Source organism: Martinezella lusitana (assembly GCF_016901135.1).
GTDB classification, from domain to species: domain Bacteria; phylum Pseudomonadota; class Alphaproteobacteria; order Rhizobiales; family Rhizobiaceae; genus Rhizobium; species Rhizobium lusitanum_D.
In genome coordinates, this window is record NZ_JAFEVL010000048.1 from 281,705 (window position 1) to 307,426 (window position 25,722).

A 25,722-nucleotide genomic window follows, 5' to 3' on the forward strand; every position below is an offset into this window, starting at 1 on the left:
TGCAGCTTGGATCCGCGCGCCTGATAGCTTTATTTCTCTATCTAGTAAAGAAAAAGCGGCGCTAGCGGCCGATCATCTCGGCCAAGCCGCGCACTGTGTTCCAGTTTCGCATCGTTCCTATCCCAAGGCGCTTCGTCGTCAGGGCGGGCAATAGCTTCGTCTCGCTGGCCTTCAGGCCGAAATCAATCCAGAGATCGCCATTGACGATTGCCATGCGTTCCTGGCCTCTCCTATATTTGGCAAGCATATCAAGGATTTTAGGCTCCAGCGGTTGACGCATGACGCGAATGGCGACCTCGCTGCCAATACCGTCACCGAAGGGATTGCCCTCGGCAAGCGTCAGCCATGTCTCGGCGTCGCGCACGATGACGTCGACATGCTTCCCGAACGCTTTGATGAAACCAGCTTCGAGTTGCGCCTCGATGGAAGCAATCGACTGCGTTTCGCTCTCGAAAATCAGATTGCCGGTTGCGACGAGCGTTCTAGCATTGCGAAAGCCAAGCTCCTCCGCCATCGCTTTCAGATCTGCCATGACCACTCTGCGGCCGGCGCCCAGCACGATGCTATGCAGCAGCGCGACGTAAACCGCCATGCGGTCAGGCAGCCTTTTGCCCGAGGCGGAAATAACGCCAGGGCGCCCACCAATGGTAACGGCGTTCCAACTGGCCGGGCACCGGATCGAGCCCGCTCGTGCCTCCGGGGCCGCAGCGCGCCACGCGAAACAGCGTCATCCAGCCGCCGGGCCACAGGCCGTGGCGGGCAATCGCCTCATAGCCATATTCCGAGCAGGTCGGTATGTGGCGGCAGGAATTGCCGACAAAGCCGGAAAGGGTGAGTTGATACAGGCGAACGAAGCCCATGCCGAAGAGCCGGTCGGGTGTCTTGCGGAAAGGCCCGGAATAGTTGCGTGACTGTGCCTTTCGACCGGATGGCTCGGTCTCGCGTCGCGCGCTCCTCGGAGCTGCAGCACCGCCCTCGTCTTCATCATCGTCCTGCATGAGACAGAATTGACACATTGCTCGGCGCCTCGATCAGACGGCTTCGGCCGTTTTAGCATTTCCGCCCTGGCGCGCCGCCTCGATCTGCCCGATCGCATCCACGACGGCATCAAATGTCAGCATCGTCGATGCGTGGCGAGCCTTGTAATCCTTCACTGGCCTTAGATAGCGCATGTCCTCGAAGCGCCCGCTTGGCCCCTCGCCGTCAGCCTTGAGCATGGCTAGCATATCCTCGCGAGCCTGGCGCAGTTCTTCCGCCGAAGCTCCGACGACGTGGCGAGCCATGATCGAGGATGATGCCTGACCGAGCGCGCAGGCCTTGACGTCGTGGGCAAAATCGGTCACGACGTCGCCGTCCATTTTCAGCCAGATTTTTACGCGAGAACCGCACAGTCTGGAATGGGCCTGGGTAGTCGCGTCGGCGTCAGGAAGACTGCCGATACGGCCGATATTGCCGGCAAACTCCAGAATTTTGCTGTTGTAGATGTCGTCCATCACAGATTCTGCTCCGATGCACCTGTGTTGCGTTTCGTAATAAAAAACACAGCGTGTCCGTTTAGGACACTTTCACAGGGACAATGCCATACTATATGTATGTCGTTCGAAGACCATAGAAATGCAATGGTCTTCTGTAAGTTTGATGGGAAACCGTGCAGGACGGCAGGCTTATCCGCCAGCCAGAACGCCCCGGAGCCCGCCAAAGGTACACAATCTCCGGCCTCGGGGAATGCCAGTGGCGAGTCCGACAAGATGATATCCGCGTAGCGGGTCAGGAGATCCACAGGTAATGGACGCCATTGTAAAGAACTTTCCGCAAGTCGTTGAATCCGAACGTCCGTCGCAGAAGGAAGCCGAAGACGCAGTCCGCGTCCTGCTTCGCTGGGCCGGCGATGATCCGCGGCGCGAGGGTCTCCTCGATACGCCGGAGCGCGTCGCCAAGGCCTATCGCGAGCTTTTCGCCGGCTACGACATGAACCCCGAGGATGTGCTCGGCCGCACCTTTGAAGAGGTTGCCGGCTATGACGACATCGTTCTCGTGCGCGACATTCCGTTCTTCTCGCATTGCGAACACCATATGGTGCCGATCATCGGCAAGGCGCATGTCGCCTATCTGCCGAACGGCCGCGTGCTCGGCCTGTCGAAAATCGCCCGTGTCGTCGAGATCTTCGGTCGCAGGCTGCAGACGCAGGAAGCCATGACCGCGCAGATCGCCAATGCCATCGATGAGACGCTGCGCCCACGCGGTGTTGCCGTCATGATCGATGCCGAACACATGTGCATGGCGATGCGCGGCGTGCAGAAACAGGGTTCGTCGACGCTGACCACGACCTTTACCGGCGCCTTCAAGGCTGATCCGGCCGAACAGGTCCGTTTCATGTCGATGGTCCGGGGACGCTAACCGCGCTTCAACGAAAGAGCCGGAGATGAATCTGATTTTCAATGCGCCTTCCGAAGACAAATCCGAGCTCGAAGACGCTGGTGACTTCACTCCCCGTTTCGACGATCGCGGCCTGATCACCGCGATCGTGACCGACGCGCATGACGGCGAACTCCTGATGGTCGCGCATATGAATGCCGAGGCACTCGCTCTGACGATCAAGACGGGAACGGCGCATTATTTCAGCCGCTCCCGCGGCAAAATCTGGGAAAAGGGCGAAACCTCCGGGAATCTGCAGGCTGTGAAGGAAATCCGTACCGATTGTGATCAGGATGCCATCTGGCTGAAAGTGGAGGTCGCCGGTCATGACGCAACGTGTCATACTGGGCGCCGTTCCTGCTTCTATCGGACGGTCGAACTCGAGGACGGGAAGCCGATGCTGAACGTGGTCGATGATCACCTGCATTTCGATCCGAGCGAAGTCTACAAACAGTAAGCCCAATCGATGGCACGTTGTTCCAATAAGCAACGGCCAGATACACGATTTGGAAACGAAAAAGGGACAGTATTTTAGCAAGAGGCATATAAGCCTCGGAGGAGGCTTTAAATGCTGAATTGGGGGTTGAATCGTCAGAACGGCGGACAGAACTGGATCGGTTCAGGCACTTCCCACGATACGTCCAATCCGCTTGTCGCTCCCGCTCCTCCCAAGAAGGTCAAGATTGCGCTCGCACTTGGTGGCGGCGCCGCGCGCGGCTGGGCGCATATCGGCGTGTTGCGCGCCCTGGACGAAGCGGGAATCGCAGTCGGCATGATCGCCGGCACGTCGATCGGCGCGCTGGTCGGCGGCTGTTATCTTGCCGGCAAGCTTGACGAACTGGAGGCTTTTGCCCGTTCGCTGACCATGCGTCGTATCGCAAGCCTTCTCGACCTGACCATTGGTGGTAGTGGCCTGTTCGGCGGCATGCGGCTGACCAAGCGCATGCAGGAACATCTCGAAGGCCTCTCGATCGAGGATTTGGATCGTCCTTTCGTCGCCGTCGCTTCGGAGCTCAACACCGGCCACGAAGTTTGGATTGCCAATGGCTCCCTCATTACTGCGCTGCGGGCGTCATACGCCCTGCCCGGCATTTTCGAGCCGGTGCGCTCCAACGGCCGTACCCTGGTCGACGGCGCGCTGGTCAATCCCGTGCCGGTTTCCGTATGCCGCACATATGAACAGCCGCTCGTGGTTGGGGTAAACCTGCACTACGATCTTTTTGGCCGCTCCGCCGTGGTCAAGCACAGTGTCGGTCCGCCGAATGGTGATCTGTTGCGACGCGAAGACACTCCTGCCATGAGACTCGGCATGACCGGCGTCATGGTGCAGGCTTTCAACATCATACAGGATAGAATTGCGCGTGCACGTCTTGCCGGCGATCCGCCCGATCTTGCGCTGCACCCCCGGCTTAGCGATATCGGCCTCTCCGAATTTCATCGTGCCGGCGAGGCGATAGAACGCGGCTACGAAGAAACATTGGCGAGATTGACGGAAATCCGGCGCATGCAGGAAGCCTATGCGCGGTAGGGCGTAAATTGGAAAAGGCGGACGTCTGGTTCGGAGCCTCTCTCGGCTAAGGGCGGAAGAGGGTTTTGTCGATGTCGCACGATCCGGCGCTTCGCTTTAGGCTCAGCGCGTTCGTCGCTGCAATCGACCCACTGGGTCGATTGCTTCGGCTGCGCCGAACCGCTCCTCACCCTCACCCAGCGATATAGGCCTTGATCTGCTCGGCCTCGAGCTCGATCTCGCGGATGCGCCATTTTACGACATCACCAATGGAGATGATGCCGGAAAGCTTACCCTTTTCTTCGACGGGGACATGGCGGAAACGACGCTGCGTCATCAGCTCCATCAGCTCGTCGGTCGTGGTGTCTTCCTTGCAGCGATGCACTTTCGCGGTCATCAGCGATGCGATCGGTTTGTCGAGGCATTCTGAGCCATGCTTGGCAACTGCATTGACGACATCACGCTCGGTAAAGATACCGGAAATCTTGCCGCCCATGCCGATGACGACGATTGCACCGATGCGATTCTCATTGAGAATCTTGGCGGCCTCGGCAAGCGTCGTATTACCCCCGGTGGTAACGACATCGCGGCCTTTGGCGTCAAGTATGGCCTTTACGGAAACAGACATTCGATCCTCCCATCTCGAAAGCATAGTGAACACTCAAGCGTCCGATATGTTCCGAAATCACCCCCGGATTTCAAAGCGGCGCTCTGCTCACCGGTAGAGAAGGTCTCCTCTACCTCTCCACCGATGAATAGGAATGGTGCGCCTGCGGAAGCAAGAAAGCAACAGCTTCATTCATCGAAGGGCGCGGGTTCCTGCACTTCAACAGATGGCTGCCGATCGAACAGTGAAAAGAGCAGAAACCCGAAGAGAAAGCCGCCGATATGGGCGTCCCAGGCCACCGGCTGCGAGCTGTCGCCGGCAAGCGTGATGCCGAAGGCGACGAGTGCGTTACCGGCGACCCACATGACGATATAGGCAACGACAGTGCGGCTGCGCAGCGAGCCGAGAATGGTGAGGCGCGGGTTCAGATGCGCCTCCCGCATGGGGAGGCGACGGCCATCCATGGCGGGAAATGCGAAGCGGCAAGCCGCTCCCATGAGTGCGGAGACGACCCCGGATGCCCCGATCAGCAGCGTCTGGTCGCCCCAGTAGAGAGCGGCATGCATGAAGGCGGAGGCGGCGGACGAGAGGATCCAGAAAATCACGTAGCGCGTGCCGCCGATGCGCCGCGCCACCGGCGCCGCGAACACCATCAGCCAAAGGCTGTTGAAGACGATGTGCTCTATGCCGCCGTGCAGCAGCGAATAGGTCACGGGCGTCCAGAGCCATTCCAGGCCCTGCTGCGACAGCGGAAACGCATAGCGGGCGGGAATGAAGCTGAACGTGAAGTAGAGCCAGTTCAGCGTGTCGTCGGACCACCATGGCAGGTTCATGACTGCAAAGACGATGATCAGGACGGCCAGACTTGCCAGAATGACCGGAGGCAGGTTGAAGGCCGGGACGCGCTGTTGCGGCCGCGGATCTTCAGGTTCTTGGCGCGGCGGCTGTTCATCGTCCATGTCTTGCTCTGCTTTTCTGTAGAGGAAGCCGACACATAGCACAGCGAAAATCAAAAAAAAGCCGTCCAGCGATGCTGGACGGCGTATCGGGCGTTTCTCTTCAGGATCGGCCCTGAAAGGGCCTGTCCCGCACCCAAGAAATTCGTGCTGAAGGTCACCTCGTGAAGTGATGAACAATTTCTTTCATTTGCCTCCATGAAAGGCAAATGAAACCAGTTGTTAACCCTAACGACCCGGATCTGGCATGAAATTCGCAACGCATGAGGTGAAGGCCATGAACGCCCGTGCATTCGAACCGAAATGGGACACCGACGCATTATGCGCCAGAAGACGAGCATCGAAATATTTACCTACTGGGAGCAGCTTCGCGGCGACGCGGATGCCCCCTTGCGCAATTTGATACAGCCACCGGCGGTTAGCCGTATCCTGCCCGAACTGTTCATCCTGGAGAACACTTCGGATGACAATCCGCGCTTCCGCCTGGCCGGCACTACAATTTGCAGCCTCATGGGGCGCGAGATCCGCGGCGAGAACTTTGCTGCTTTATGGGCAGGAAGCCAGCAAGATGATCCCGTCCGTATTGCCGCCGGCGTGATGACCCATGTCGTCCCCGCCTTGATCAACGCCACGGGCTACAGCGTCAGCGGCCGCAGCATGACGTTCGAGATGGTATTGATGCCGCTGCGCACATCCGGCGATATCTGCGACAGGTTGCTGGGATGCTTGACGCCGACCGCTCGTTCGACATGGCTCGGCAACGAGCATCTGGAGTTCCTGGCACTCGACCGCAGTCGCCTGCTTTACGAGCGCCCTGCCCGCCTCGTGGATGCGCCGTCCCATCCGGATCCGGTCGATCTTCTGCCGGTACAGGAAAGCAGCGGTCTCGGCGAATGGATACGTCGGAAGTTGAATCTCGCAATGAATGACGGCGAACAAGGCAAGATTGATCCACCACGAGACAGATTCGGTCGTGGTCTCTAAGCTACGCCTTAGGAAAGACAACCTTACCTTAAGAAGTTTCGGCTAGTAATTGCAGAAGGCGCAATCGGTTCGAGAAGCTTTTCCATGCATTCGTTCCAGCCGGTCCATGCGACACGGTCAAATCAGATGGCAGGCAATGCCCTTCGCAACGATCAGCGAACCTTCCAGCGGGTTCCGATCAATATGCAGGGTCGTCTGATGCTGGCCAATTACGAGGAATACGAATGCCTGGTGACGGAGATGTCACCCGGCGACATGTATGTCACCTGCCTCGGCCGCCCGCGCGCCACTGAGCGCGTCATCGCTTACATCGATCATCTCGGCCGTGTCGAGGGCAATGTTGTTGCGATCGACGGCCGCGGCTTCAGCATGTCGATCAATGCGACCGAGCGCAAGCGCGAGAAACTGGCGGCGCAGTTGACCTGGCTTGCCAACAAGCACGAGCTCGGCCTGCCGGAAGATCGTCGTCACGATCGACTGATGCCGCGCAATACGACCAGCGAACTGACACTGGATGATGGCACCGTCCATATCTGCCGCATCATGGATCTTTCGCTGTCGGGAGCTGCCGTGGACCTCGAAATCCGCCCGACCATCGGCATGCCGGTGCGCCTTGGCAATATGCGCGGCCGTGTCATCCGTCACTTCATGGAGGGCGTCGCGATCGAGTTCCTCTCCCTGCAATCGCGCGAGACCTTGCGCGAATTCCTCTGATACTGTCATTCTCCTGTCACGCAGCGCCCGGAAATAGCGGCGTCTATGTTTCACGCGCGACGGCACGAGATGCTCTATCCGGAAATAATCCCATATGATCAGGGCCTGCTTGATGTCGGCGACGGCCAGCGGATCTTCTGGATGCAATCCGGCAATCCGCAGGGCATGCCTGTCGTCATCCTGCATGGAGGACCCGGATCCGGTAGCTCCGCGGGAACGCGACGCTATTTCGATCCGCAATATTACAGGATCATTCAGTTCGACCAACGCGGCTGCGGCAATAGTCTCCCACATGCGTCCGAACCGGAGATCGATCTATCGGCCAATACGACATGGCATTCGGTTGCCGATATCGAGCGGTTGAGACTGCTGCTTGGCATAGAGCGCTGGATCGTATTCGGCAATTCCTGGGGGTGCACGCTCGCCCTCGTCTACGCCGAGACCCATCCGGATCGCGTAGAGTCCATGCTTGTGGTCGGCATCACCATGACGCGGCAATCCGAAATCGACTGGCTCTATCGTGGGCTCGGTCGCTTCTTTCCCGAGGAGTGGTCGCGCTTTCGTGCGGCGGTGCCGGAGGAAGCGCGCGACGGCGATCTGGTCGCTGCTTATTATCGCCTGCTGCTCGATCCGGATCCGGCCATTCACGCGAAAGCGGCGAGCGATTGGCACGAATGGGAGGCGGCCTCGATCCTGGTCGACCCCCGCGCGACCCTGTCCGCGCGCTGGTCCGACCCGCGCTATCTGACGGCGCGGGCGCGCATCATCACGCACTCCTTCCATCATCGGGCCTGGCTGGAGGATCGGCAGATCCTGCGTGACATCCATCGGCTTGCCGGCATCCCGTGCACGATGATCCAGGGACGACTGGATCTCGAGGCGCCTGTTACTACCGCGTGGGAATTGTCACAGGCTTGGCCCGCAGCAAAGCTGGTCATCGTTCCCAACTCCGCCCACTCACCCGCGACAGCAGAAATGGCGGCTGCCATTGTCGACGCGACCGCTAGGCTTCGTGCCCTCAGCTCAAAATAAAAGCTCAAAATTTTTTCGTGCCTGTTTTCCCAAAATGAGACAGTCCAAGGCGATTTCCCCTGTCATGGGCATTCCGTTGACGCCCCAGTGGAAGCTTTTCGTCTCGTCACGGCGCTATTTTTGACCGAACTGACGTCTGGCTGTTAAGAATCCAGCCGACCGGAAATCATTTCAAAACAGTTCGATACTGCGATTTTCCGAGCGCGAACCAATACCGAAAACACTCAAATTTTAATCGAATTCGCCGAAAACTTGATTCAAGTTTTCCGCTCGTTTTATGAAAATTTTCTCCAGATTTGAATAAACTAAGTCCTTAATTTGACTATGCAATTTTGCGTCGGATAAAAGCATGCGTGTCATTCTGGCCCCAATAAGAACAGGGACAGGGACATGAACTTTCAATTCGTACTTCGCGGCTGCGCCGCATTGGCACTCGCCACTCTCGGCTTCTTCGGCCTCGCTCAGGCCGCACCTGCCAATATGACGATCACCGGTGACGCTGCGCCCCCGATCGGTCACTACGAGTTCTGCAAGGAGAATCCGAAGGAGTGCGTCTATGCCGGCGGCGACGCTGGTCCGATCCTTCTCTCCCAGGACAGCTGGAAGACGATCCTGAAGGTCAACTACACCGTCAACACGACGATCAAGCCGATGACCGATATGGAACTCTACGGCGTCGAGGAAAAATGGGCGATCCCGACCACCGCCGGCGACTGCGAGGATTTCGCATTGCTGAAGCGCAAGCAGCTGATCGATGCGGGCTTTTCCCCTTCCGATCTGCTGATGACCGTCGTGCTGCAGCCCAACGGCGAAGGCCATGCCGTTCTGACCGTTCGCACCGACCGCGGCGATTTCATTCTCGACAATATGCGCAACAAGGTGAAGCTCTGGTCGGAGACCGAATACACCTTCCTGAAGCGCCAGTCGGCTGACGACCCGGCCCGCTGGGTCAAGATCCAGGACGGCCGCGCCGTCGCAGTCGGCAGCTTGAAGTAGGTCGTCATTTGACGCATCCCGATCGTCGGCGACCTAGCGCCGGTGATCACGATCAGAGGCCCGGTCTTGTCCCCTGATTTCTGTCCAGGCCGGTGCCTCTGAGCCGTTCCCACTGTCCCGGGAACGGCTCTTTTCGTCATTGACGCATCCCTTGCAAGGCGAAAGCGAATAATTTCAGCGAGCCGGCACGACAATAGATTGGTTGCCGATGTGTTTTTAATCCTTCATTAACCACTGTGGCGCCAAACATTTTTCTGACAAGACTCATCAAAGGTCAGGCGCCGCGCCGGTTTTGCCATCGACGATGGCTTCCGAGCGGAAGCAAATGAAGGCAAGAGCATGGCTTCTCCCCTGTCACACGCCTCCGCGGTTGACGAACAGCCGCTGATCTCGAGCGGTCTCGTCTATAGGCTTACATCAGGCGTTGCCCTCCTGGCCGCCCTCACCGTGGCCATATCCGTCGGCGGTCATTGGCTTGGCGAGAAAATCTCGCTGGCCGGCCATACGACCGAGACTAGGCCCATTGCCGTAACGATCGGCGAGGACACGCTGCACCTCGCAGCCAACACCATCCGTTTCCCGAGTGAGCGGGCGGACGGAGCAGCCGAGCGCGTCGATCTTTACCTCACATGGCCGCAGATGCAGGGATATAGCGAAGCCGATCGATTGCGCTTTGACGACATTTCCCAGTCGTCTTCACTGATTTTCCTGCAGCTCAGCCAGAGCACGATGTCGCGCGACATGTCGGGCCGGTTGGAGCCGATCTACTCGCATATTGTGGATGGTGCCGCTTACGCCGGTCCCTATGGGCTGGCGGCGCATCGACTGCGTGCCGACGCCGGCTACAACGGCGAAGTGCTTCTGACAGCGCCACGCGCGGGCGAGCCTGATTATGTCGTGCGCTGCATCCTGCCCTCTTCGCCTGCCCTGGCAACCAGTGGCGATTGTCAGAGGGACGTGAAGGTCGGCAAGGATCTGAGTGTTCTCTACCGTTTTTCCAGTAACCAGCTTGGGGACTGGTACAGCATGGATGCTGCCGTCCAAAGCTTCGTGAAGGCGCGTCTTGAGGATGTTGCGGGCGCCGGAACTCTATCCGTGGGCGGTCGCTAGAATGGCGCGAAAACCTGAAACCAACTGTTCATCATAAACCGATTGGTAACGCTAAGCCCCTAGTCTAAAACGCAACGGGCGTTTCTGGAGGCGGCGGCCGGATAATCGAGAATGTAAATGCAAGCAGAGAGTGATTTAGTGTCCAGATCAAACCTTCCCGCATCGTCGTCTCAGTCCGGTAAGATTCTGGCGAGAATGTTCCTTGGATTTGCGATCGCGACAGCAACGGTCACCGTGACCGTGGATGCCAACGCAGCCGGTGGCTCGAAATATGCGGGCATCGTCATCGATGCGAATACGGGCAATGTTCTTTACAGCGAAAATGCAGACACGCTTCACTACCCTGCCTCGCTGACCAAGATGATGACGGTCTATCTGACCTTTGAGGCGCTCGAGGCCGGACGGATCACGCTGGACACGCCGGTCGTCTTTTCGAGGAACGCCGCCGCTCAGGCTCCGACGAAGCTCGGCGTCGGCGCCGGCCGGTCGGTGACTGTCCGCGATGCGATCCTCGGCATCGTCACCAAATCAGCCAATGACGCCGCAATGGCGCTCGGCGAGATGCTTGGCGGCTCGGAGGAAGATTTTGCTCGCATGATGAATGACAAGGCGCGCGCGCTCGGCATGACGCGCACGACCTATCGCAATCCCAACGGCCTGCCGAACACGGCGCAGATGACGACGGCGCGCGATCAGGCGCGTCTTGGCATCGCCCTGCGTGAGCATTTTCCGCAATATTACGGTTTCTTTTCCGAGACGAGCTTTCGGCTCGGCAATCGCGTCATACCCGGCCATAACCATCTGATCGGCTCCGTTCGGGGTGTCGATGGCATCAAGACGGGCTATACGCGCGCCGCAGGCTACAACCTCGCGACATCGGTGAAGGTGGACGGACGCTCCATCGTCGGCGTCGTCCTGGGCGGCGCCTCGACGCCTGCCCGCGACAACCAGATGCGCAAGCTGATCGCCGAATATCTGCCGGAGGCATCGACAAGGCACATTGCTTCGAATGTCATCGCGCAGACGCCGGCTACGACACCGAATGTTCAGGCCGCAAGCGCCCGCATGGCGGACATCAATCGCGCAAAGATCAAGAACGATGAGACCGCGGAAGTCATCGATACTCAACAGTCATCCAGCGCGGCAGCTTTTGCGGCGATAGCGCCCAAATCCACCAATCCATTGCTCGCGGCCAAACCGGCCCAACGCCCCGCCTCCGACGAGGTTGCGTCCGTTACGCCTTCCGATGACGGCGACGAGGATGAGGTCGATACCGTCACGACGGCGTCGACCTCCAAGGACGATACGAGGATCGTCAAGCTGCAGCGAGCGGAAAAGGCCGAGAAGGTCGCAAAGGCCAGCAAGTTGGAACGCGAGCCGACCGGCTGGGTCGTCCAGATCGGCATTTCCTCCAGCAAGGATGGTGCCAGCGATCTCCTCGATACAGCCAGAGGCAAGGGCGGCAAGGCATTGCGCTCGGCGAAGCCCTATACGGTCGCCTTTGATGGCGGCTATCGTGCGCGCTTCGGTGGTTTCGATGATCAGAGCTCGGCAATCAACGCCTGCAAGGCTCTCAAGCGAGCTGGCGTAAAGTGCTGGGCGAGTATGGAATAGGAATGCGGCTTCAAGTTTTTGTGCCGCATTGTTTGAAGATCGGTCGGGTTTCTCTTGATGATGCCTGACCTTCTGGCCCCGGATGTGCATGGGGCCGGCCCTGAGTTTGTAACGTGTACGGGGACTTGAAATGGCAGTGAACGAGAACTTTCCCGGTTTCTCGCTCGATGGCGCGGGCAAGATGAAACCGAAGAGCTTTGCTCTTCATCCGTTGCATGAGGCGGCGATGCGTTTGGCGGACCTGGGTCTCAGCCGCTCGCGCAACAAGACGAAAGACCTGATCGGCATCCTGCTTTGCCATGGCGCGCGCGCCTGGCGCTATTCGCAGCCGGAAGCACATATCCACATACACATCACCGCGCCGAGCGGTCGATCACCGGTCATGATGCGGCTGCGTTAAGCAGCCGCCATACCTACAACAAACCGAGCTCGGAAAGTTCCCGTCGCAAGTCGGCAGGCAGCTCAGCGACGCCGCCGAGACTGTCCAGATCACGCGGCACATCCTCCTGCGGCAGGTAGCGCCAGCCCTGGAAGGGACGACGCGGCTGGCCAGTCGTTTCGATAACGCTCGGATCGAGGATAAGCCGGCAACGCTGTATGCCTTCGGCATCGGTGAAGGTCTCGATGCCGAGCAGCTTCTGTCGAGCCTGCACCTGCCCCTTGATCACCCAGTAAAGCGAGCCTCCATCCAGCAGGTCGTCCATGCGTTTCGGAACCATGCGCGTGGTATGCGTGGTGTGCGGCTCCAACCCGGCGGCAATGGCGTTCATCGCCCGCTCGGAAACCCATTCGCGCAGATCCTCGAGCGAATCCGCGCCCACGCATAATTTGATGAGATGCAAAGCCATAACGCCGTTGAAATCCTTTTGACCGGCAGCGTCAAGCCTCTAGATCAAGCATCCACACTCAGCACTCGACGACATTCACGGCAAGGCCGCCCATCGAGGTCTCCTTGTACTTCTCGCTCATGTCATAGCCGGTCTGACGCATGGTTTCGATACAGGCGTCCAGCGGCACGAAATGCTGGCCGTCGCCCTTCATGGCAAGCGAAGCTGCGGTGACTGCCTTGACGGCGCCGAGTGCGTTTCGCTCGATACATGGCACTTGGACGAGGCCGGCGATCGGATCGCAGGTCATGCCAAGATGATGCTCCAGCGCGATTTCCGCGGCATTTTCGATCTGCTCCGGCGTGGCACCCATGACGGCGGCAAGTCCCGCAGCCGCCATCGCGGCCGCCGAACCCACCTCGCCCTGACAGCCGACTTCGGCGCCGGAGATCGAGGCGTTGTGCTTGATGATGCCGCCGACAGCGGCAGCCGTCAGGAGGTAGTTATGGATACCGTCCCGGTCCCAATCCTCGTGGAAGTGCTGGTAGTAGCGGATCGTCGCCGGAATGACGCCGGCGGCGCCGTTGGTCGGCGCGGTGACGACGCGGCCGCCGGCTGCATTCTCCTCGTTGACGGCCATGGCATAGACGCTCAGCCAGTCGTTGGCGAGCAGCGGATTGATGCGGTTGCTGCGCCATTCCTCCTGCAGCTTGTCATGAATGGCGCGGGCCCGGCGGCGCACCTTCAGGCCACCCGGCATGATGCCGTCGACCTTCAAGCCGCGATCGATGCAGCTGCTCATCGCCGCCCAGATGCGGTCGAGCCCCGCATCCAGATCGTCGCTGCTCATGCGCGTTTCTTCATTGGCGCGCTTCATCTGCGCGATCGAAAGACCGGAGCGCTCAGCCATCTCGAGCATCTGCTTGGCGCTGGCGAAAGGAAACGGAATGCGCTCTCCGGCCGCGGCCGGCTTCTTCTTGTCGGCGCGCAACTGCTCCAGCTCCGTGTCGGTGACGACGAAGCCGCCGCCGACGGAATAGTAGATGCGTTTGACGAGCAGGCGATCGTCCTTGTCCAAAGCGGAAAAGCTCATGCCGTTGGCATGGCCCGGCAGCGGCACCTTCTTGTCGAAGATGAGATCGGTCTTTGGCTGGAATTGATAGGCCGGATGGCCAGGCGGCGTGATGCGCCCGCTGCGCTCGACCTCATCGATGATGGCATCCATATGGTCGGGATCGACATTATCAGGCCGCTGTCCCATCAGGCCGAGAATGACGGCCCTGCCCGTGCCGTGGCCGATGCCGGTATGGGCGAGCGAGCCATGCAGGCTGACCTTGATCGAGGCGACATGCACGTTCGACGACGGGCGCGGCCACTCGTTCGACAGCAGCAGGTCCAGGAAGCGATTCGCGGCGGACATTGGCCCCATCGTGTGCGAGCTGGACGGTCCCACACCGATCTTGAAGACGTCGAAAACGGAAAGAAACATGGACCCTTGGTGCCTCCTCGGCAAATCGATTACGGTCAAGGCTACGCTATCGGGGCAACCTTGCACGGCGATCGACCGACATCGGATTTCATGGCAGCGACATTACATATAGGCATCGAGCGAGGCAAACAGAAGGCCATTGCGCCCGGCCAGAGCTGAGCTACAGTCCAAATCGGATTGATCTGGAGAATCTACCTTTATGACGACTGCCGACTATGTCGCCCTCGCCCTCTTCGTCTTTCTCTGGATTGCGCTGAACTGGATCACCAGCAGCGCCAGCTTCTTCAATCGCATCAGCCTGACGCGGGCGATGAACGAGCGCCGGCGTGAGTGGATCTACAATTCGCTCCGCCGCGACCTGAAGATGATCGATACGCAAATCCTGTCCGGCCTGCAGAACGGCACCGGCTTTTTCGCCTCGACCTCGATCTTCGCCATCGGCAGCTGTTTCGCCCTGCTCGGCGCCACCGACAAGGTCAACGCGTTTTTCTCCGACCTGCCTTTCATCCTCAATGGCGGCCGCGCGGCCTTCGAGATCAAGGTGGCGGGGCTGGCCTGCCTGTTCGGCTATGCCTTCTTCAAATTCGGCTGGGCCTATCGGCTGTTCAATTACTGCACCATTCTCTTCGGTTCCCTGCCGATGAGAGAGGACGCCATTCTCGATCCCGTGCGCGCCGAACGCGCCGCCGAGCGTGTCGTCCGCATGAACATCATTGCCGCGCGCAGTTTCAATGCGGGGCTACGAGCCATCTTCCTGTCGATCGGATATCTCGGCTGGTTCCTCAGCCCCTATGTCTTCATGGCAACGACCGTCTTCATCATCGTCGTCCTCATTCGTCGGCAGTTTTTTTCCGACGCCCGTCTGGCCATCATGGATATCGATGTGCCATGACAAGGCCGCGTCCGCTCGAACCGGCGCACACGATTTTGAGTTCATGCCTGGAAGGACCCGCCAATGGTCGCTATCGCCGAGAGCGCCGATGCACCCGTAAAAACGCCCCGCATCGGCATCCTGGATACGGCGCGTGGCGTCGCCCTTCTGGCGATGGCTAGCTATCATTGCACCTGGGATTTCGAGTTTTTCGGCTATCTCGACGCCGGCACGGCGGAAACGGGCTGGCTGAAATTTTACGCCCGCGCCATCGCCAGCACCTTCCTGTTCCTGGCCGGGTTCAGCCTCGTGCTCGCCAATACGCCGGCGATTCGCTGCCGCTCCTACTGGCGGCGTCTCGGCATGATCGTGGCTGCTGCCGCGGCGATCTCCATTGTAACCTATTGGTTTATCGGCGCGGGATGGATCTATTTTGGAATCCTTCATTCGATTGCCGCTGCCAGCATCATCGGCTTGCTGTTCCTGCGCCTGCCGGCTTTCGCAACTCTGCTGATCGCCGCTTTGCTGGCGGCTGGCATTGTCGTCGACAACGTCATTGCGCCCTTTTCGCTGCATTCGGCCGCCTTCGATGCGCCGTGGCTCTGGTGGGTCGGCCTGTCGGAGACCCCTCAGCGATCGAACGACTATGTGCCGCTCTTCCCCTGGCTGACACCATTTCTGTTCGGTCTCGGCGTCGCGCAACTGGCAATGTCCTTCGGCTGGCTCGAGCGGCTGGCGACCTTCGGCCCGGGCCGCAATCTGATCGCTCGCGCCGGCCGTCACAGCCTGATCTTCTATCTCGTTCACCAGCCGCTGCTGTTCGGTCTTGTCTATCTTCTGTCGCAGGTCGCTCCGGCTCCACAGCAGGATCCGGCGGTCGGCTATATCAGGCAATGCGTGGCGTCCTGCACGCGCTCGGGCAGCGAAGCCATGTGCCGCAGCTTCTGCCAATGCACGCTCGACAAGTTGCAGGCGCAAAATCTCTTCACGCCCCTGAATTCCGGGGCGATCAAGGCAGATAGCGATGAACGCGTAAGCCGAATCGCGATACAATGCACGGAAGAAGCGCAATGACAGGGTTATTCGATGAATGCCTATCGTTCGAAGTCGCTGAGTTTTCCGTGGCCGCCGCTGCTCTATAGCCTTGCTGTCATCGCGGCGCTGTACCTCTATCGGGATTATCCCTTGCCCCTGCCATTCTTCTGGGCACTTGTCGCCTGGTGCATTGGCGCCATTCTGATCGCCATTGCGGTGACGCTGAACGTCTGGGCCGTCAAGACGCTGGTGGAGAGGCGGACGACCGTCTTGACGCAGCGCTGCAGCAGGCATCTGGTGACGACGGGGCCATTTCGCTTCACCCGCAATCCGACCTATCTCGGCTATACGCTGCTGACCGCCGGGCTCGGCCTGCTGATCGGCAATGTCTGGTTTCTAGCAATGTCCGCCGCAGCAGCCGCTTTGACCACGCTGCTCGTCATCCGCTGCGAGGAGATGCATCTTCTTTCGCGCTTCGGCTGCGAATTCGAGTTCTATTGCAAGCACACGCGTCGTTGGCTTTGATCTGAGAATTGCTAGTTCCGGCGTAATCAGGTGCCCACACCGATATCGGCCAGGCGTCCAAGACAGGCTTCCTCGACATTGTCGAGCTCGCTCAGCGTGTCATCGATATCCTTGCGCTTCTGGCGCAGTTCGTCGCGCTTCTCGTCGACGCGCTTCATCAGCAGCTTCAGCTGACCGATCTCGCCCGGCGGTTCCTTGTAGACCTGGATGATTTCCCGGATTTCGGCGATGGTGAAGCCTATGCGGCGGCCGCGCAGAATCTCCATGATAAGACGACGGTCGGCTGCGCGGAACAGCCGCGTGCGGCCCCTGCGCTCGGGGTGAATAAGGCCCTCGTCCTCATAGAACCGCAACGTCCGGGTCGAAACCCCGAATTCCCGAGTGAGCTCCGTTATGCTATAATATCCGTCGACCAAGAATCCGCCCCTATCTGCCAGGCGCCATAATATTGACTTTTACGTAATAGTCAATTTTTGCCGCGGGGCAGCGATTTTCGTATTTTTGCCTAGTGAAGCGCAAACCACCACGTCGCAAGGCCTAGAAAAGCGAGATATCCGGTACAATCCGTCACGGTGGTCACGAAGGCCGACGATGCGATCGCCGGATCGGCCCCGAATCGATGCAGCAGGAGAGGCAACAAAATACCACCGAGCGCGGCCGCCACAAGATTGATGACCATTGCCGCGCCGACGACGATACCGAGCTGGAAATCATGAAACCATAGCACCGCGATCGCCCCCATGATGATGGCGAACAGGATGCCGTTGAAAAGGCCGACGCTCGCCTCCCTGCGCACGACGCGGAAGGCATTGTAGATATCGAGGTCGCTGGTAGCGAGCGCCCTCACCGTGACGGTCATGGTCTGGGTGCCGGCATTGCCGCCCATCGAGGCAACGATCGGCATCAATACGGCAAGCGCCACCATCTTCTCGATCGCTCCGTCGAAAACATCGATGATGCTGGAAGCCAATATGGCCGTCATCAGATTGACGGCCAGCCAGACGAAGCGCGACCGTACCGTGGAGATGACATTGTCAGACAGCTCTTCGTCGCCGACGCCGCCGAGGTGCTTGATGTCCTCATCAGCTTCTTCCTGAATGACGTCGACCACGTCGTCGATCGTCAAGACGCCGACAAGGCGCTGGTTCTCGTCGACGACGGCGGCCGACAGCAGGTCATATTGCTCAAAGATCTGAGCCGCCTCCTCCTGGTCCATCTCGGCCGGGATCGGATACGATGTCTCGCGCATGATGCTCTCGACCTTGGCCTCAAGCTGCGCCCGCAGAATCCGATCGAGATCGACGCCGCCGAGCAGTTTGAAGCTCGGATCGATGATGAAGACCTGCGTGAAGGTTTCCGGCAGCTGCTCGCCTTCCCGCATGTAGTCGATCGTCTGGCCGACCGTCCAGAACGGCGGCACGGCGATGAACTCCGTCTGCATGCGACGGCCCGCGGATTGTTCCGGATATTCGAGAGCGCGGCGCAGGCGAACGCGTTCCGTAAAAGGCAGCTGCGACAGGATCTCGTCGCGGTCTTCCTGATCGAGGTCTTCCAGAATATAGACGGCGTCGTCCGAATCCAGCTCGCCGATGCCAGCGGCGATCTGGTCATTCGGCATCTGATCGACGATCTCCATGCGGATCGCCTCATCCACCTGCGTCAGCGCCGTCATGTCGAATTCGTTGCCGAGCAATCGCACGAGCGTCAGGCGCTTGGGCGGGGGCAACGCTTCCAGGAGGTCGCCGAGTTCGGATTCATGCAGTCCGACGACATGCCGCTCGATGAAGGAACGATCGCTGCGATCGAGCGCATCGCTGATTTCGGTCAGAAAATACGAGCGTACCGCGCCATGTTCGTCGTAAATATCGGCATCGCTGATGCGCTCGTCTTCATCGGTCGTCATCAGCCGCCCCCCATACCTTGCAATTCGTGATCGCTCCGCATCCGCCCTTCAGATTGAAGGGAAAAAACGCAATGTCAACAATAAGATAGGCGGAATTGCTGATATCTCGTCTTTGGAACGTCAAAGACGGTGGCATCGTCTCAGCCTTGCCCTTATTCTCACCCGGTCAACATCTCGTCCAGTCAACAGAGAGCGCCTTGCCGGTTCGTCCCATCATCCGCTTCCCCGATCCACTGCTGCGAACCGCCTGCCCGCCGGTCACCGTCTTTAACGACGACTTGCGTATGCTGGCGGCCGATCTTTTGGACACGATGCGCGCGGCGCCCGGCGTCGGCATCACCGGTCCGCATATCGGCATGCTCACGCGCGTGGTCGTGATCGAGCTCAGCCGCGAGGACGGCGTCCGCACCTATATCAATCCGGAAATCCTCTGGTCGTCGGAAGAAGCCATGCGGCATATGGAAGGCAGCGTTTCCATGCCCGGCATGACCGAAGAGATCGCCAGGCCGAAGGCCATTCGCTTACGTTATCAGGACATCGACGGCGCGGCCCACGAAGCAGCGGCCGAAGGTTTTCTGGCCATCTGCATCCAGCATGAGATCGACCAGCTCGACGGCATATTCTGGCTACAGCGGCTTTCAAAACTCAAGCGTGATCGCCTGGTAAAGAAATGGGAGAAGATACGGAGCTGAACGCGCCTCAAAATGAAACGGGCGCCATGAAGGCGCCCGCTCGATCGTCTGGCTAGTTCGGAAATCAGCCCTTGAGCTTGGAATTGCAGAGGCTGTAGTAGCCGCCGCCCTTCTCGATCCACTTCAGCCCGCCGAGCGCATTCTTGGCCTTGTTGGCATTGTAGGCGTCAACGCAGGTGTGGAAACGGCCCTTGCCGGGGGTTTCGCTTGCATACTTCGGATCAACGCTTGCCGGGAAGGCTACACCGGCCGGGGCAGCCACCGTCGGCTTTGCCGGCTCTTTAGCCGGCGGCTTGGTGGCGTCAGGCTCATTGGCGTCGACCTTGGCCGCAGCGGTCGTCGTCTTCGTGGTCTTCGGCGGCGTCGTCGCAGCAGGTGCGGTCGTTGCCGGCGCGGTCGTCGTGGTGGCGCTGGCGTCCGCACTGCACTGAGTAGCACGGAAGTCGTTCCACTTCTGGCCGTTCAAGGTACCAGCGGTCTTGGCTGCCTGATACTTGGCGCTGCACTCCTTCATCGTTAGCGCAGAAGCTGACGAAGCGAGGCCGATCGAGCCTACGACTGTGAGAGATGCAAGAGACATCAACAGGATGGCACGACTAGTCATTGGCATTTCCTCCGCTCTATGACGAATGTCGAAACTATTAATCGTATCGTCCCCATCGATTGTCAATCGACACGCGACTAGGAGGCGACGGATGACACCATATGCGGACGAAGATGAACGCAAACTGTACGAAAACAGCCATCGGGGAGAGCGGCTTGATCTCGCTCTCAACCGTTGATGGGAATTCATGTCGTCGTCTGATTCGCGGTGAAACATACCCGCGCACGGGTTCGACGGCTCGGCTATCTTCACTCACAGGTGAGCGACGCACTTGGATTGCAATAGCACTCATAGCGGGCGGCCGGGCATGTCGCCACCGCAAGGCTGAAGTCTCGGCAATTGCATTCAACGTGAAATCTTTGATCAGCGGTGGCCGAGGTGGCGCTGTATGTTGAGAAGCCGTTGCCGATATCAGCCGGACGAGATCCTACGCTGAAGGAATAGTTCGAACTGGTGCTCGAGGACGAGGAGCTGTCCTGTGCCATGGCCACAAACGGCAAGTGGATCGCAGCGCAAGCGACGATCAGGAACCTTACCGATGATTGAATCATTTACGCTTCCAACCTGTCTACTGGCACGTCAAATACGCATGCGGTACGCAGGTGCAAGCATAGGCCTGAGTGGGGCACGTCATATCTTGCAACGTGCGGTCGTCGCAGTTGCATGTAATGAAGTGGGGCGACCTATCCGGCAGCTTCAGGACGCTGGAGGTCGAATAACCGCTGCCAAGATCGGCCCGCCGGTAGCTGAAACTCGATGCCGCGTTGCCGGCAGTATCGGGTTTCACGTTTGCCGCCTGTGCCTGCGCTAGTACAGGCAGCGCGGCAATAGCCAACATCAACGATATCACACGCCATTTCCCTCGAAATCGGGGGGCACCGACAGCGACTCTCATTTTTTCCACTCCATCCAACAACTTTGGCCAAACCGGAATGAATCTTAGCTTCAGAATGTTTCTTCTGTTTCTCTGCTTTTTGCGAAACGTTTCCGCCTCCCCGATAGGGCCTCTTTTTGAATGGGCCGGAGTCCTATGGGTGTTTAGCCTTCGCCCAATATAGTCGTACGGACGGTCTGGAACCACTCAATAGCGAGAGTGATCGGTGGCACATATTGTCGCTGGACAATACCGCCTCCCGCCCGCCGCGGCGGTAACCGGCTCAGTCGAATTTCTATCGCAGGCGACTGATGATTATCGTCGCGATGAGGGCGAGGACTTTCACGCCGGCAGTTGTTTTCGTGGCAGCTTCCACGGAATTCCGGCAATTCGACCATTCACGAGACCGCGCCGAGGCCTCTGGACTTGAAGTGTGGACGCGCCGCCCTAACCTCTCTAGTGCAGTTCCCCTCTCTTGCCCTGGATGCTCTCCCTTCCAGGGCATTTTCTTTTGAGCTCGGTGCTTGTCAGCTCAGGCGCTAAGTGTGCCTTATCAATGATAACCATTCATTAATCACTATTGGCGTAACCGTTGGTGGCATTCAAAATTTTGGAGCTACAACATGCATAAATTTACCCTCGCTGCCATTTTTGCCGCTTCCACGATCATTGTATCGGGACAAGCCTATGCGGCTCCTCGCCATCATCACAAGCCGCTTTGCCATACCGAGCACCATAAGGTGAAGGTGCACGGAAAGTGGATCGTCAAGAACGTCAAGATTTGCAGGTAAAACCAAGGTGGCGGCCTAACCTGGGCCGCCACTTCTTGTTCAGGCACAGCCGTCCGGCCGAAAGGCAAAAGGCGCCGTGCAAAATGGCAACAATTCCGAAATGACTAGCCATAAGCCCTAAGGATGCGTAGGTATGGTCATCGCTGGTGACCGAACCCGCGGGCACCAGCTGCTGAGAGCGACGACGCACTCTCGCCTGCAGAGGTCAAGGAGCTACCGCATGACCTCGCATGACAATCGAGATAATATTCTCACCGACCAGAAGTTACACGATCTTCTTAAAGTGGAAGATGAAATGGATCGCCTGGCAGGATTGAAGCGCGACCTTCCGGTTAAACCCGGACTGCTTCGGGATGAAGACCCGCAAACGCCATTCTCGTAAAGACGATTGCCTGTCGTATCGACAGGCTCCGGAATCAAGCCGGATCTTTCATAATCATCGTCAGTCACGCTTCCCGCCGCTTTCCTAACCCGCGTTACTTTGGTGCCCGAAGCCAAAGCTGCAGGCTGGACGGTCGCGCGCACGAATCATTCAAAAGCCATTAGAGCCGAGAAGACAAACACGCTCTGTCGGCGCATTCTCGCCATGTCACGCCCCTTGTCACGCGACACTCTGGCTTTGCTCCTGTAAGCAGCCCTTCACCTTCTGGTTTGAGGCAAAGATCTTCGAGGAGCGAGATGATGTCGACTTCGATTTTGACCGCTTTAACGCTGTGCGCGGGCGCGATCACTGTAGCGCTTATGGTGGTGCAGTTCCTTCACTGATCTCAAGGGGGGCGGCTAGCTCGCCCTGTCGAGATACCTTCCCTATGCCGCTGGAACTCCCGACCGCACATCGCGTTACAACGTCAGGAGGACACTGCCATGAGCACGCACACGTCAACCATACCACCAGTCTCGGCTCCGGAACTTGGACTGCCTGACCCGATACAGCCTCTGCCGAACCAACCACGTGATTTGGAAGCTTCGGACGATACCGAAAAGGAAGCCTACGAGCGTGGGGCGGAGGCAGGCAAGCGGGAGGAAGAGAGCGAGAAGAATCCCTATCCGGAGGGAAGCGAACTCGCCAAGGCTTTTGAGCACGGCTATCTGGATGGACAAAAGGTGCGATCAAACGACAAGCCGCCGGAGCACTAGCGTACCGGCACGCCTCGAAGATGACTTCTGTCGCTGCCCCATGGGGATTGAGTCCTTCATTGGTCCTTGACTCCGACTCGGAATGAGAACATTTTGAGAACAAATCAAGGAAAACATCATGGCGATCGCCGAAAAATTCATTGTCCTGCCGTACAAGAAGAACCGCGGAAATCTTGTTCCGGCTGAGATGCGTCAGGCATCGAATGCGATGAGCGCCGAAAAGATCGCGACGGCGATGTCGTCACGCTTTGTCGGCGTGGCTGCCTACGCGGTCATGGTTGACGATGAGACCGGCGACATGACGTCCCCTCGCCTGCTGATTCAGCATGGTGAAATCGCGGATCTCAACGCCGCTTGAAATTGACTGACAATGTGATGATGCGAACCGCCGTTCTACGACGGAACGGAGATGTGCGTCCGATGAGTGCCGAATCTGCTCTGGTTCCTGAGGTATCCGATTTCGAAGCGATCGAAGCGATCCTTGCCGCCCATGATGGCGATGCACGGGCCGCGATCGGCGACCTCGTGGAACGCATCCAGCACCTTCGCTACCAGCTTTCACTCGCGGCCGCCGCGATGAGCAAGGGCATGACGCGCGGCTGGTCGCCAAGCTTGGATCAAACCTGACGGACCAAGACGATGACGAAGCAGTTTCGAACGGATCGGCGCACGCTTAACTGATTGAGTTCAAATGAAATAACGCCGCTCTGTTTTGACTGTTCGTTTGGTCGCGGCCGCAAAATACTGCCGGCAATAAATATGCCAGTTCGGAATAAATTAGAAAATAATAAATAATTCCAATAAATCTATGGTACACTGCGGGAGCTTAGAAAATAATCATAAAAAGGAGCGTTTCCGTGAAACAATTTTATTTCACACTCAATCGACGGCAATGCACTGTTTTCCTGATTGAAACGTCAGTTCTCACAGCTGGGCTTGTTGCTCTGTTCTCCGGCCTCTCGATACTGAAGTAGTATGTCGGCCACACCGGATACTTTGCGCCGGTCAGATTCTCCAAAAATCATTCAGGGATGACGGCAATGATCAGACATCGACCAGTTCGCAGACGATTCAAATGTCCAATCAGCGAAAAGACCGGAACCGTCTTCACGGACATCAGCTCCGGCAACATCCGGGTGCGGATGGAGAGGGCCGCACTTCTCAAAGCTCTCCGAATTGAGCGTGATCGGCCAATGCGACCGCAGCGCGCGGGCTAGTTCAAGCGCACAAATGACAAAGGCAGCGATAGTCTTCGCTGCGAGTACATTGCGCACGGTTCAAATGTTGGTGTCGGGATGCCGGCATAGGTCATCCATCCGCCCAGAGCGTGCACAAGGCACTCGCCGAACTCAGGCGCAGCCAATACTAACAAAATCTATACTGGGAAAGTTGAGGCCAAACTCTTGCGCAAGAAGCGCTAGAAGAGGCCGAGGTGTCCCAGACGTTTTTTTCGGATGGGACACCTCGAATGAAGAACAACGACAGCGTCGTTGTCTTTGGTGCGGTCGAGAAGACTCGAACTTCCACGGGTTGCCCCACAGCGACCTCAACGCTGCGCGTCTACCAATTCCGCCACGACCGCATCGTGGTAGGGCCGGATTGCTCCGGCGCGGCTGCATGTAGCAAAAGCATCCGGGGGGCACAAGAGCGATGTGTCAGTTTTTTTAAATTCCTTCACAGCTCCTCGGATCGCGGGTCCGGAATTGCCGGACAATTGCCGTAGATGTTTGAATTTCCGCCTGAATACCTCCATATGTGGACAACCCGTCGACGCGCCGGATTTCCACATGAGCGGTCTGCCGGACAGGCGCAAAGGACTGGCTCATGCTTCGCACTGAACTCTCACATCAAATGTTTCCCGTAGAAGGCACCCCGCCCGTACGCTGGCGTATCGCCGATGGCCTGGTGTCCTATGACGAGGCGGTGGCGACCATGGAAGCGGAAGTCGCTGCGATTGCCGATGGGCGTGCGCCGGAACTCGTCTGGTTGGTGGAACATCCGCCGCTCTATACGGCCGGCACCAGCGCCAATGCCGCCGATCTCATCGAGCCGGATCGTTTCCCGGTTTTCGCCACGGGACGTGGCGGCGAATATACCTATCACGGGCCGGGCCAGCGAGTGGCCTATGTCATGCTGGACCTGAAGTGTCGGCGGCAGGATATCCGCGCCTTTGTCGCCTCTCTCGAGGAAGTGATCATCCGCACCCTCGAATCAATGAATGTTCGTGGCGAGCGGCGGGAGGATCGTGTCGGCGTCTGGGTGAGGCGCCCGGAGAGGCCGGTGCTGCCGGATGGCACCATGGCCGAGGACAAGATCGCCGCCCTTGGCATTCGCGTGCGCAAATGGGTGACGTTTCACGGCCTTTCGCTCAACGTCGATCCCGATCTTGGGCATTTCACCGGCATCGTGCCCTGCGGGATCTCCGCCTATGGCGTTACGAGCCTGGTCGATCTCGGCCTACCGGTCATGATGGCGGATGTGGATATCCGTCTGCGCGCGGCTTTCGAGCAGGTATTCGGCGAGACCGTCAATGACGCTTAGTGCGCAATGTCCTTGCTGACGTTGCGCAGCCGGATCTGATGGTCGAGCCGTTCGATCTGGCGAGTGGTTGTGTCGATCAGCCGGCCGATTTCCTCATGGGCCGCCCGCAAACGGGAAAGCTCGTTCCTGACGGCTTCCAGCGCGCGTTCGTCACTATCCTCGCCGGGGCCGTCGCCTGTCCCGGTCATCAGCCAGGCGGGAGAAACGCCGAAGAGAGCCGACATCTTGACCAGAGCGGACGGCTTGGGTTCGGAGCGGTCGGATTCCCAGGCAAGCATCGTTTCTTCGCTGACGCCAAGCTGGCTTGCCAGCGTTTCCAAGCTGATGCCGGCGGCGTCGCGGGCCATCGAGAGCCGCCCGCCCAGGGTATCGTCGCCCTCATCCGAAAAAACGGTCGTCTCTTGTTCTGTCTTGAACATCGGTGCGATCCCTTTCTTGGCTGCGCCGGCGAAATTCTGTGCGGCGCGCTTATGTTTTAGCCGTTTCCGAAGGCTGAGA

At 58.6% G+C, this 25,722-nt stretch carries 31 protein-coding genes and 1 tRNA gene; 20 read left to right on the top strand and 12 right to left on the bottom strand.

Features of this window, described 5'->3' with window-relative positions:
* Window positions 1–61: 61 nt before the first annotated feature.
* Genes JTP94_RS22175 through JTP94_RS22185 form a run of 3 tightly spaced genes read right to left on the bottom strand, consistent with a single transcriptional unit; the run spans window position 62 to window position 1,493 of the window.
* On the bottom strand, window positions 62–592 hold the full coding sequence (locus tag JTP94_RS22175) for a DUF1697 domain-containing protein (RefSeq protein WP_204852613.1): 531 nt from the start codon (window positions 590–592) through the stop codon (window positions 62–64).
* A gap of 4 nt (window positions 593–596) precedes the next feature.
* Complete coding sequence (yidD, locus tag JTP94_RS22180; RefSeq protein WP_204852614.1) at window positions 597–1,016, bottom strand: membrane protein insertion efficiency factor YidD; 420 nt, start codon at window positions 1,014–1,016, stop codon at window positions 597–599.
* A 15-nt stretch (window positions 1,017–1,031) separates the two neighbouring features.
* On the bottom strand, window positions 1,032–1,493 hold the full coding sequence (locus JTP94_RS22185) for an iron-sulfur cluster assembly scaffold protein (protein WP_204853072.1): 462 nt from the start codon (window positions 1,491–1,493) through the stop codon (window positions 1,032–1,034).
* 292 nt (window positions 1,494–1,785) lie between these two features.
* Here JTP94_RS22185 and folE point away from each other — a divergent pair, with 292 nt between their 5' ends.
* From folE to JTP94_RS22200, 3 genes are all read left to right on the top strand, one after another.
* Entirely contained in the window at window positions 1,786–2,397 is a 612-nt protein-coding gene (folE, locus tag JTP94_RS22190) for a GTP cyclohydrolase I FolE (RefSeq protein WP_037202236.1), read from the top strand.
* A gap of 25 nt (window positions 2,398–2,422) precedes the next feature.
* Complete coding sequence (gene hisI, locus JTP94_RS22195) at window positions 2,423–2,872, top strand: phosphoribosyl-AMP cyclohydrolase (protein WP_204852615.1); 450 nt, start codon at window positions 2,423–2,425, stop codon at window positions 2,870–2,872.
* A 111-nt stretch (window positions 2,873–2,983) separates the two neighbouring features.
* Complete coding sequence (locus JTP94_RS22200; protein WP_204852616.1) at window positions 2,984–3,943, top strand: patatin-like phospholipase family protein; 960 nt, start codon at window positions 2,984–2,986, stop codon at window positions 3,941–3,943.
* A 172-nt stretch (window positions 3,944–4,115) separates the two neighbouring features.
* Here the strand turns inward: JTP94_RS22200 and JTP94_RS22205 are convergent, their stop codons facing one another.
* Both JTP94_RS22205 and JTP94_RS22210 read right to left on the bottom strand, forming a co-directional pair.
* Window positions 4,116–4,550, bottom strand: a complete 435-nt coding sequence (locus JTP94_RS22205; protein ID WP_204852617.1) for a CBS domain-containing protein — start codon at window positions 4,548–4,550, stop codon at window positions 4,116–4,118.
* A gap of 167 nt (window positions 4,551–4,717) precedes the next feature.
* Entirely contained in the window at window positions 4,718–5,488 is a 771-nt protein-coding gene (locus JTP94_RS22210) for a rhomboid family intramembrane serine protease (protein WP_204852618.1), read from the bottom strand.
* 318 nt (window positions 5,489–5,806) lie between these two features.
* Here JTP94_RS22210 and JTP94_RS22215 point away from each other — a divergent pair, with 318 nt between their 5' ends.
* From JTP94_RS22215 to JTP94_RS22245, 7 genes are all read left to right on the top strand, one after another.
* Window positions 5,807–6,469, top strand: a complete 663-nt coding sequence (locus JTP94_RS22215; protein WP_204852619.1) for a PAS domain-containing protein — start codon at window positions 5,807–5,809, stop codon at window positions 6,467–6,469.
* 84 nt (window positions 6,470–6,553) lie between these two features.
* The gene (locus JTP94_RS22220) at window positions 6,554–7,183 is read left to right on the top strand and encodes a PilZ domain-containing protein (RefSeq protein WP_204852620.1); all 630 of its coding nucleotides are present in this window, start codon (window positions 6,554–6,556) and stop codon (window positions 7,181–7,183) included.
* Window positions 7,184–7,228: 45 nt separating this feature from the next.
* Entirely contained in the window at window positions 7,229–8,215 is a 987-nt protein-coding gene (gene pip / locus JTP94_RS22225) for a prolyl aminopeptidase (protein ID WP_246755183.1), read from the top strand.
* A 390-nt stretch (window positions 8,216–8,605) separates the two neighbouring features.
* Window positions 8,606–9,211 (top strand): transglutaminase-like cysteine peptidase, encoded by a 606-nt coding sequence (locus tag JTP94_RS22230; protein ID WP_204852621.1) that lies wholly within the window; start codon window positions 8,606–8,608, stop codon window positions 9,209–9,211.
* A 339-nt stretch (window positions 9,212–9,550) separates the two neighbouring features.
* Window positions 9,551–10,321 (top strand): hypothetical protein, encoded by a 771-nt coding sequence (locus JTP94_RS22235; RefSeq protein WP_204852622.1) that lies wholly within the window; start codon window positions 9,551–9,553, stop codon window positions 10,319–10,321.
* 117 nt (window positions 10,322–10,438) lie between these two features.
* Complete coding sequence (locus JTP94_RS22240; RefSeq protein WP_204852623.1) at window positions 10,439–11,935, top strand: serine hydrolase; 1,497 nt, start codon at window positions 10,439–10,441, stop codon at window positions 11,933–11,935.
* Window positions 11,936–12,065: 130 nt separating this feature from the next.
* Window positions 12,066–12,335 (top strand): hypothetical protein, encoded by a 270-nt coding sequence (locus tag JTP94_RS22245; RefSeq protein WP_204852624.1) that lies wholly within the window; start codon window positions 12,066–12,068, stop codon window positions 12,333–12,335.
* A 13-nt stretch (window positions 12,336–12,348) separates the two neighbouring features.
* Here JTP94_RS22245 and JTP94_RS22250 read toward each other — a convergent pair whose 3' ends face one another.
* On the bottom strand, window positions 12,349–12,783 hold the full coding sequence (locus tag JTP94_RS22250; RefSeq protein WP_204852625.1) for a DUF1489 family protein: 435 nt from the start codon (window positions 12,781–12,783) through the stop codon (window positions 12,349–12,351).
* Window positions 12,784–12,841: 58 nt separating this feature from the next.
* Window positions 12,842–14,251 (bottom strand): L-serine ammonia-lyase, encoded by a 1,410-nt coding sequence (locus JTP94_RS22255; RefSeq protein WP_204852626.1) that lies wholly within the window; start codon window positions 14,249–14,251, stop codon window positions 12,842–12,844.
* 199 nt (window positions 14,252–14,450) lie between these two features.
* On the opposite strand from JTP94_RS22255, the gene JTP94_RS22260 reads away from it, so the two are divergent.
* The 3 genes from JTP94_RS22260 to JTP94_RS22270 all read left to right on the top strand — a co-directional run bounded on the left by JTP94_RS22260 (window position 14,451) and on the right by JTP94_RS22270 (window position 16,682).
* On the top strand, window positions 14,451–15,143 hold the full coding sequence (locus JTP94_RS22260; RefSeq protein ID WP_204852627.1) for a DUF599 domain-containing protein: 693 nt from the start codon (window positions 14,451–14,453) through the stop codon (window positions 15,141–15,143).
* Between the two features lie 63 nt (window positions 15,144–15,206).
* Window positions 15,207–16,196, top strand: a complete 990-nt coding sequence (locus JTP94_RS22265) for a DUF1624 domain-containing protein (protein ID WP_204852628.1) — start codon at window positions 15,207–15,209, stop codon at window positions 16,194–16,196.
* 12 nt (window positions 16,197–16,208) lie between these two features.
* Window positions 16,209–16,682: an isoprenylcysteine carboxylmethyltransferase family protein gene (locus JTP94_RS22270; RefSeq protein WP_204852629.1), complete on the top strand. Its 474-nt coding sequence runs from the start codon at window positions 16,209–16,211 to the stop codon at window positions 16,680–16,682.
* 26 nt (window positions 16,683–16,708) lie between these two features.
* On the opposite strand, the gene JTP94_RS22275 is transcribed toward JTP94_RS22270, so the two are convergent.
* A complete protein-coding gene (locus JTP94_RS22275) occupies window positions 16,709–17,098 on the bottom strand; it encodes a MerR family transcriptional regulator (protein WP_034504922.1) in 390 nt (129 codons plus the stop codon).
* An 89-nt stretch (window positions 17,099–17,187) separates the two neighbouring features.
* Window positions 17,188–18,588 carry a magnesium transporter gene (gene mgtE, locus JTP94_RS22280; RefSeq protein WP_409456628.1) on the bottom strand — a complete coding sequence of 467 codons (1,401 nt, stop codon included), beginning with the start codon at window positions 18,586–18,588 and terminating at the stop codon, window positions 17,188–17,190.
* Between the two features lie 194 nt (window positions 18,589–18,782).
* On the opposite strand from mgtE, the gene JTP94_RS22285 reads away from it, so the two are divergent.
* Window positions 18,783–19,277 carry a peptide deformylase gene (locus JTP94_RS22285; protein WP_204852631.1) on the top strand — a complete coding sequence of 165 codons (495 nt, stop codon included), beginning with the start codon at window positions 18,783–18,785 and terminating at the stop codon, window positions 19,275–19,277.
* Window positions 19,278–19,341: 64 nt separating this feature from the next.
* Here JTP94_RS22285 and JTP94_RS22290 read toward each other — a convergent pair whose 3' ends face one another.
* On the bottom strand, window positions 19,342–19,881 hold the full coding sequence (locus JTP94_RS22290; RefSeq protein ID WP_204852632.1) for a hypothetical protein: 540 nt from the start codon (window positions 19,879–19,881) through the stop codon (window positions 19,342–19,344).
* 1,497 nt (window positions 19,882–21,378) lie between these two features.
* Here JTP94_RS22290 and JTP94_RS22295 point away from each other — a divergent pair.
* The 5 genes from JTP94_RS22295 to JTP94_RS22315 all read left to right on the top strand — a co-directional run bounded on the left by JTP94_RS22295 (window position 21,379) and on the right by JTP94_RS22315 (window position 23,310).
* Entirely contained in the window at window positions 21,379–21,546 is a 168-nt protein-coding gene (locus tag JTP94_RS22295; RefSeq protein WP_204852633.1) for a hypothetical protein, read from the top strand.
* Window positions 21,547–21,766: 220 nt separating this feature from the next.
* On the top strand, window positions 21,767–21,928 hold the full coding sequence (locus JTP94_RS22300; RefSeq protein ID WP_155294985.1) for a hypothetical protein: 162 nt from the start codon (window positions 21,767–21,769) through the stop codon (window positions 21,926–21,928).
* 482 nt (window positions 21,929–22,410) lie between these two features.
* A complete protein-coding gene (locus JTP94_RS22305; RefSeq protein WP_204852634.1) occupies window positions 22,411–22,683 on the top strand; it encodes an Sf3a2-prov protein in 273 nt (90 codons plus the stop codon).
* 118 nt (window positions 22,684–22,801) lie between these two features.
* Window positions 22,802–23,041, top strand: a complete 240-nt coding sequence (locus JTP94_RS22310; protein WP_037202280.1) for a hypothetical protein — start codon at window positions 22,802–22,804, stop codon at window positions 23,039–23,041.
* 62 nt (window positions 23,042–23,103) lie between these two features.
* Window positions 23,104–23,310 (top strand): dehydrogenase, encoded by a 207-nt coding sequence (locus JTP94_RS22315; protein ID WP_204852635.1) that lies wholly within the window; start codon window positions 23,104–23,106, stop codon window positions 23,308–23,310.
* Window positions 23,311–24,180: 870 nt separating this feature from the next.
* On the opposite strand, the gene JTP94_RS22320 is transcribed toward JTP94_RS22315, so the two are convergent.
* Window positions 24,181–24,265: transfer RNA gene (locus JTP94_RS22320), tRNA-Leu, on the bottom strand.
* A 242-nt stretch (window positions 24,266–24,507) separates the two neighbouring features.
* On the opposite strand from JTP94_RS22320, the gene lipB reads away from it, so the two are divergent.
* Window positions 24,508–25,224, top strand: coding sequence for a lipoyl(octanoyl) transferase LipB (lipB, locus tag JTP94_RS22325; protein WP_204852636.1), 717 nt, complete (start codon window positions 24,508–24,510; stop codon window positions 25,222–25,224).
* On the opposite strand, the gene JTP94_RS22330 is transcribed toward lipB, so the two are convergent.
* Complete coding sequence (locus JTP94_RS22330) at window positions 25,221–25,643, bottom strand: helix-turn-helix domain-containing protein (RefSeq protein WP_204852637.1); 423 nt, start codon at window positions 25,641–25,643, stop codon at window positions 25,221–25,223. The two genes, lipB and JTP94_RS22330, sit on opposite strands and share 4 nt — an antisense overlap.
* Window positions 25,644–25,722: the final 79 nt, after the last annotated feature.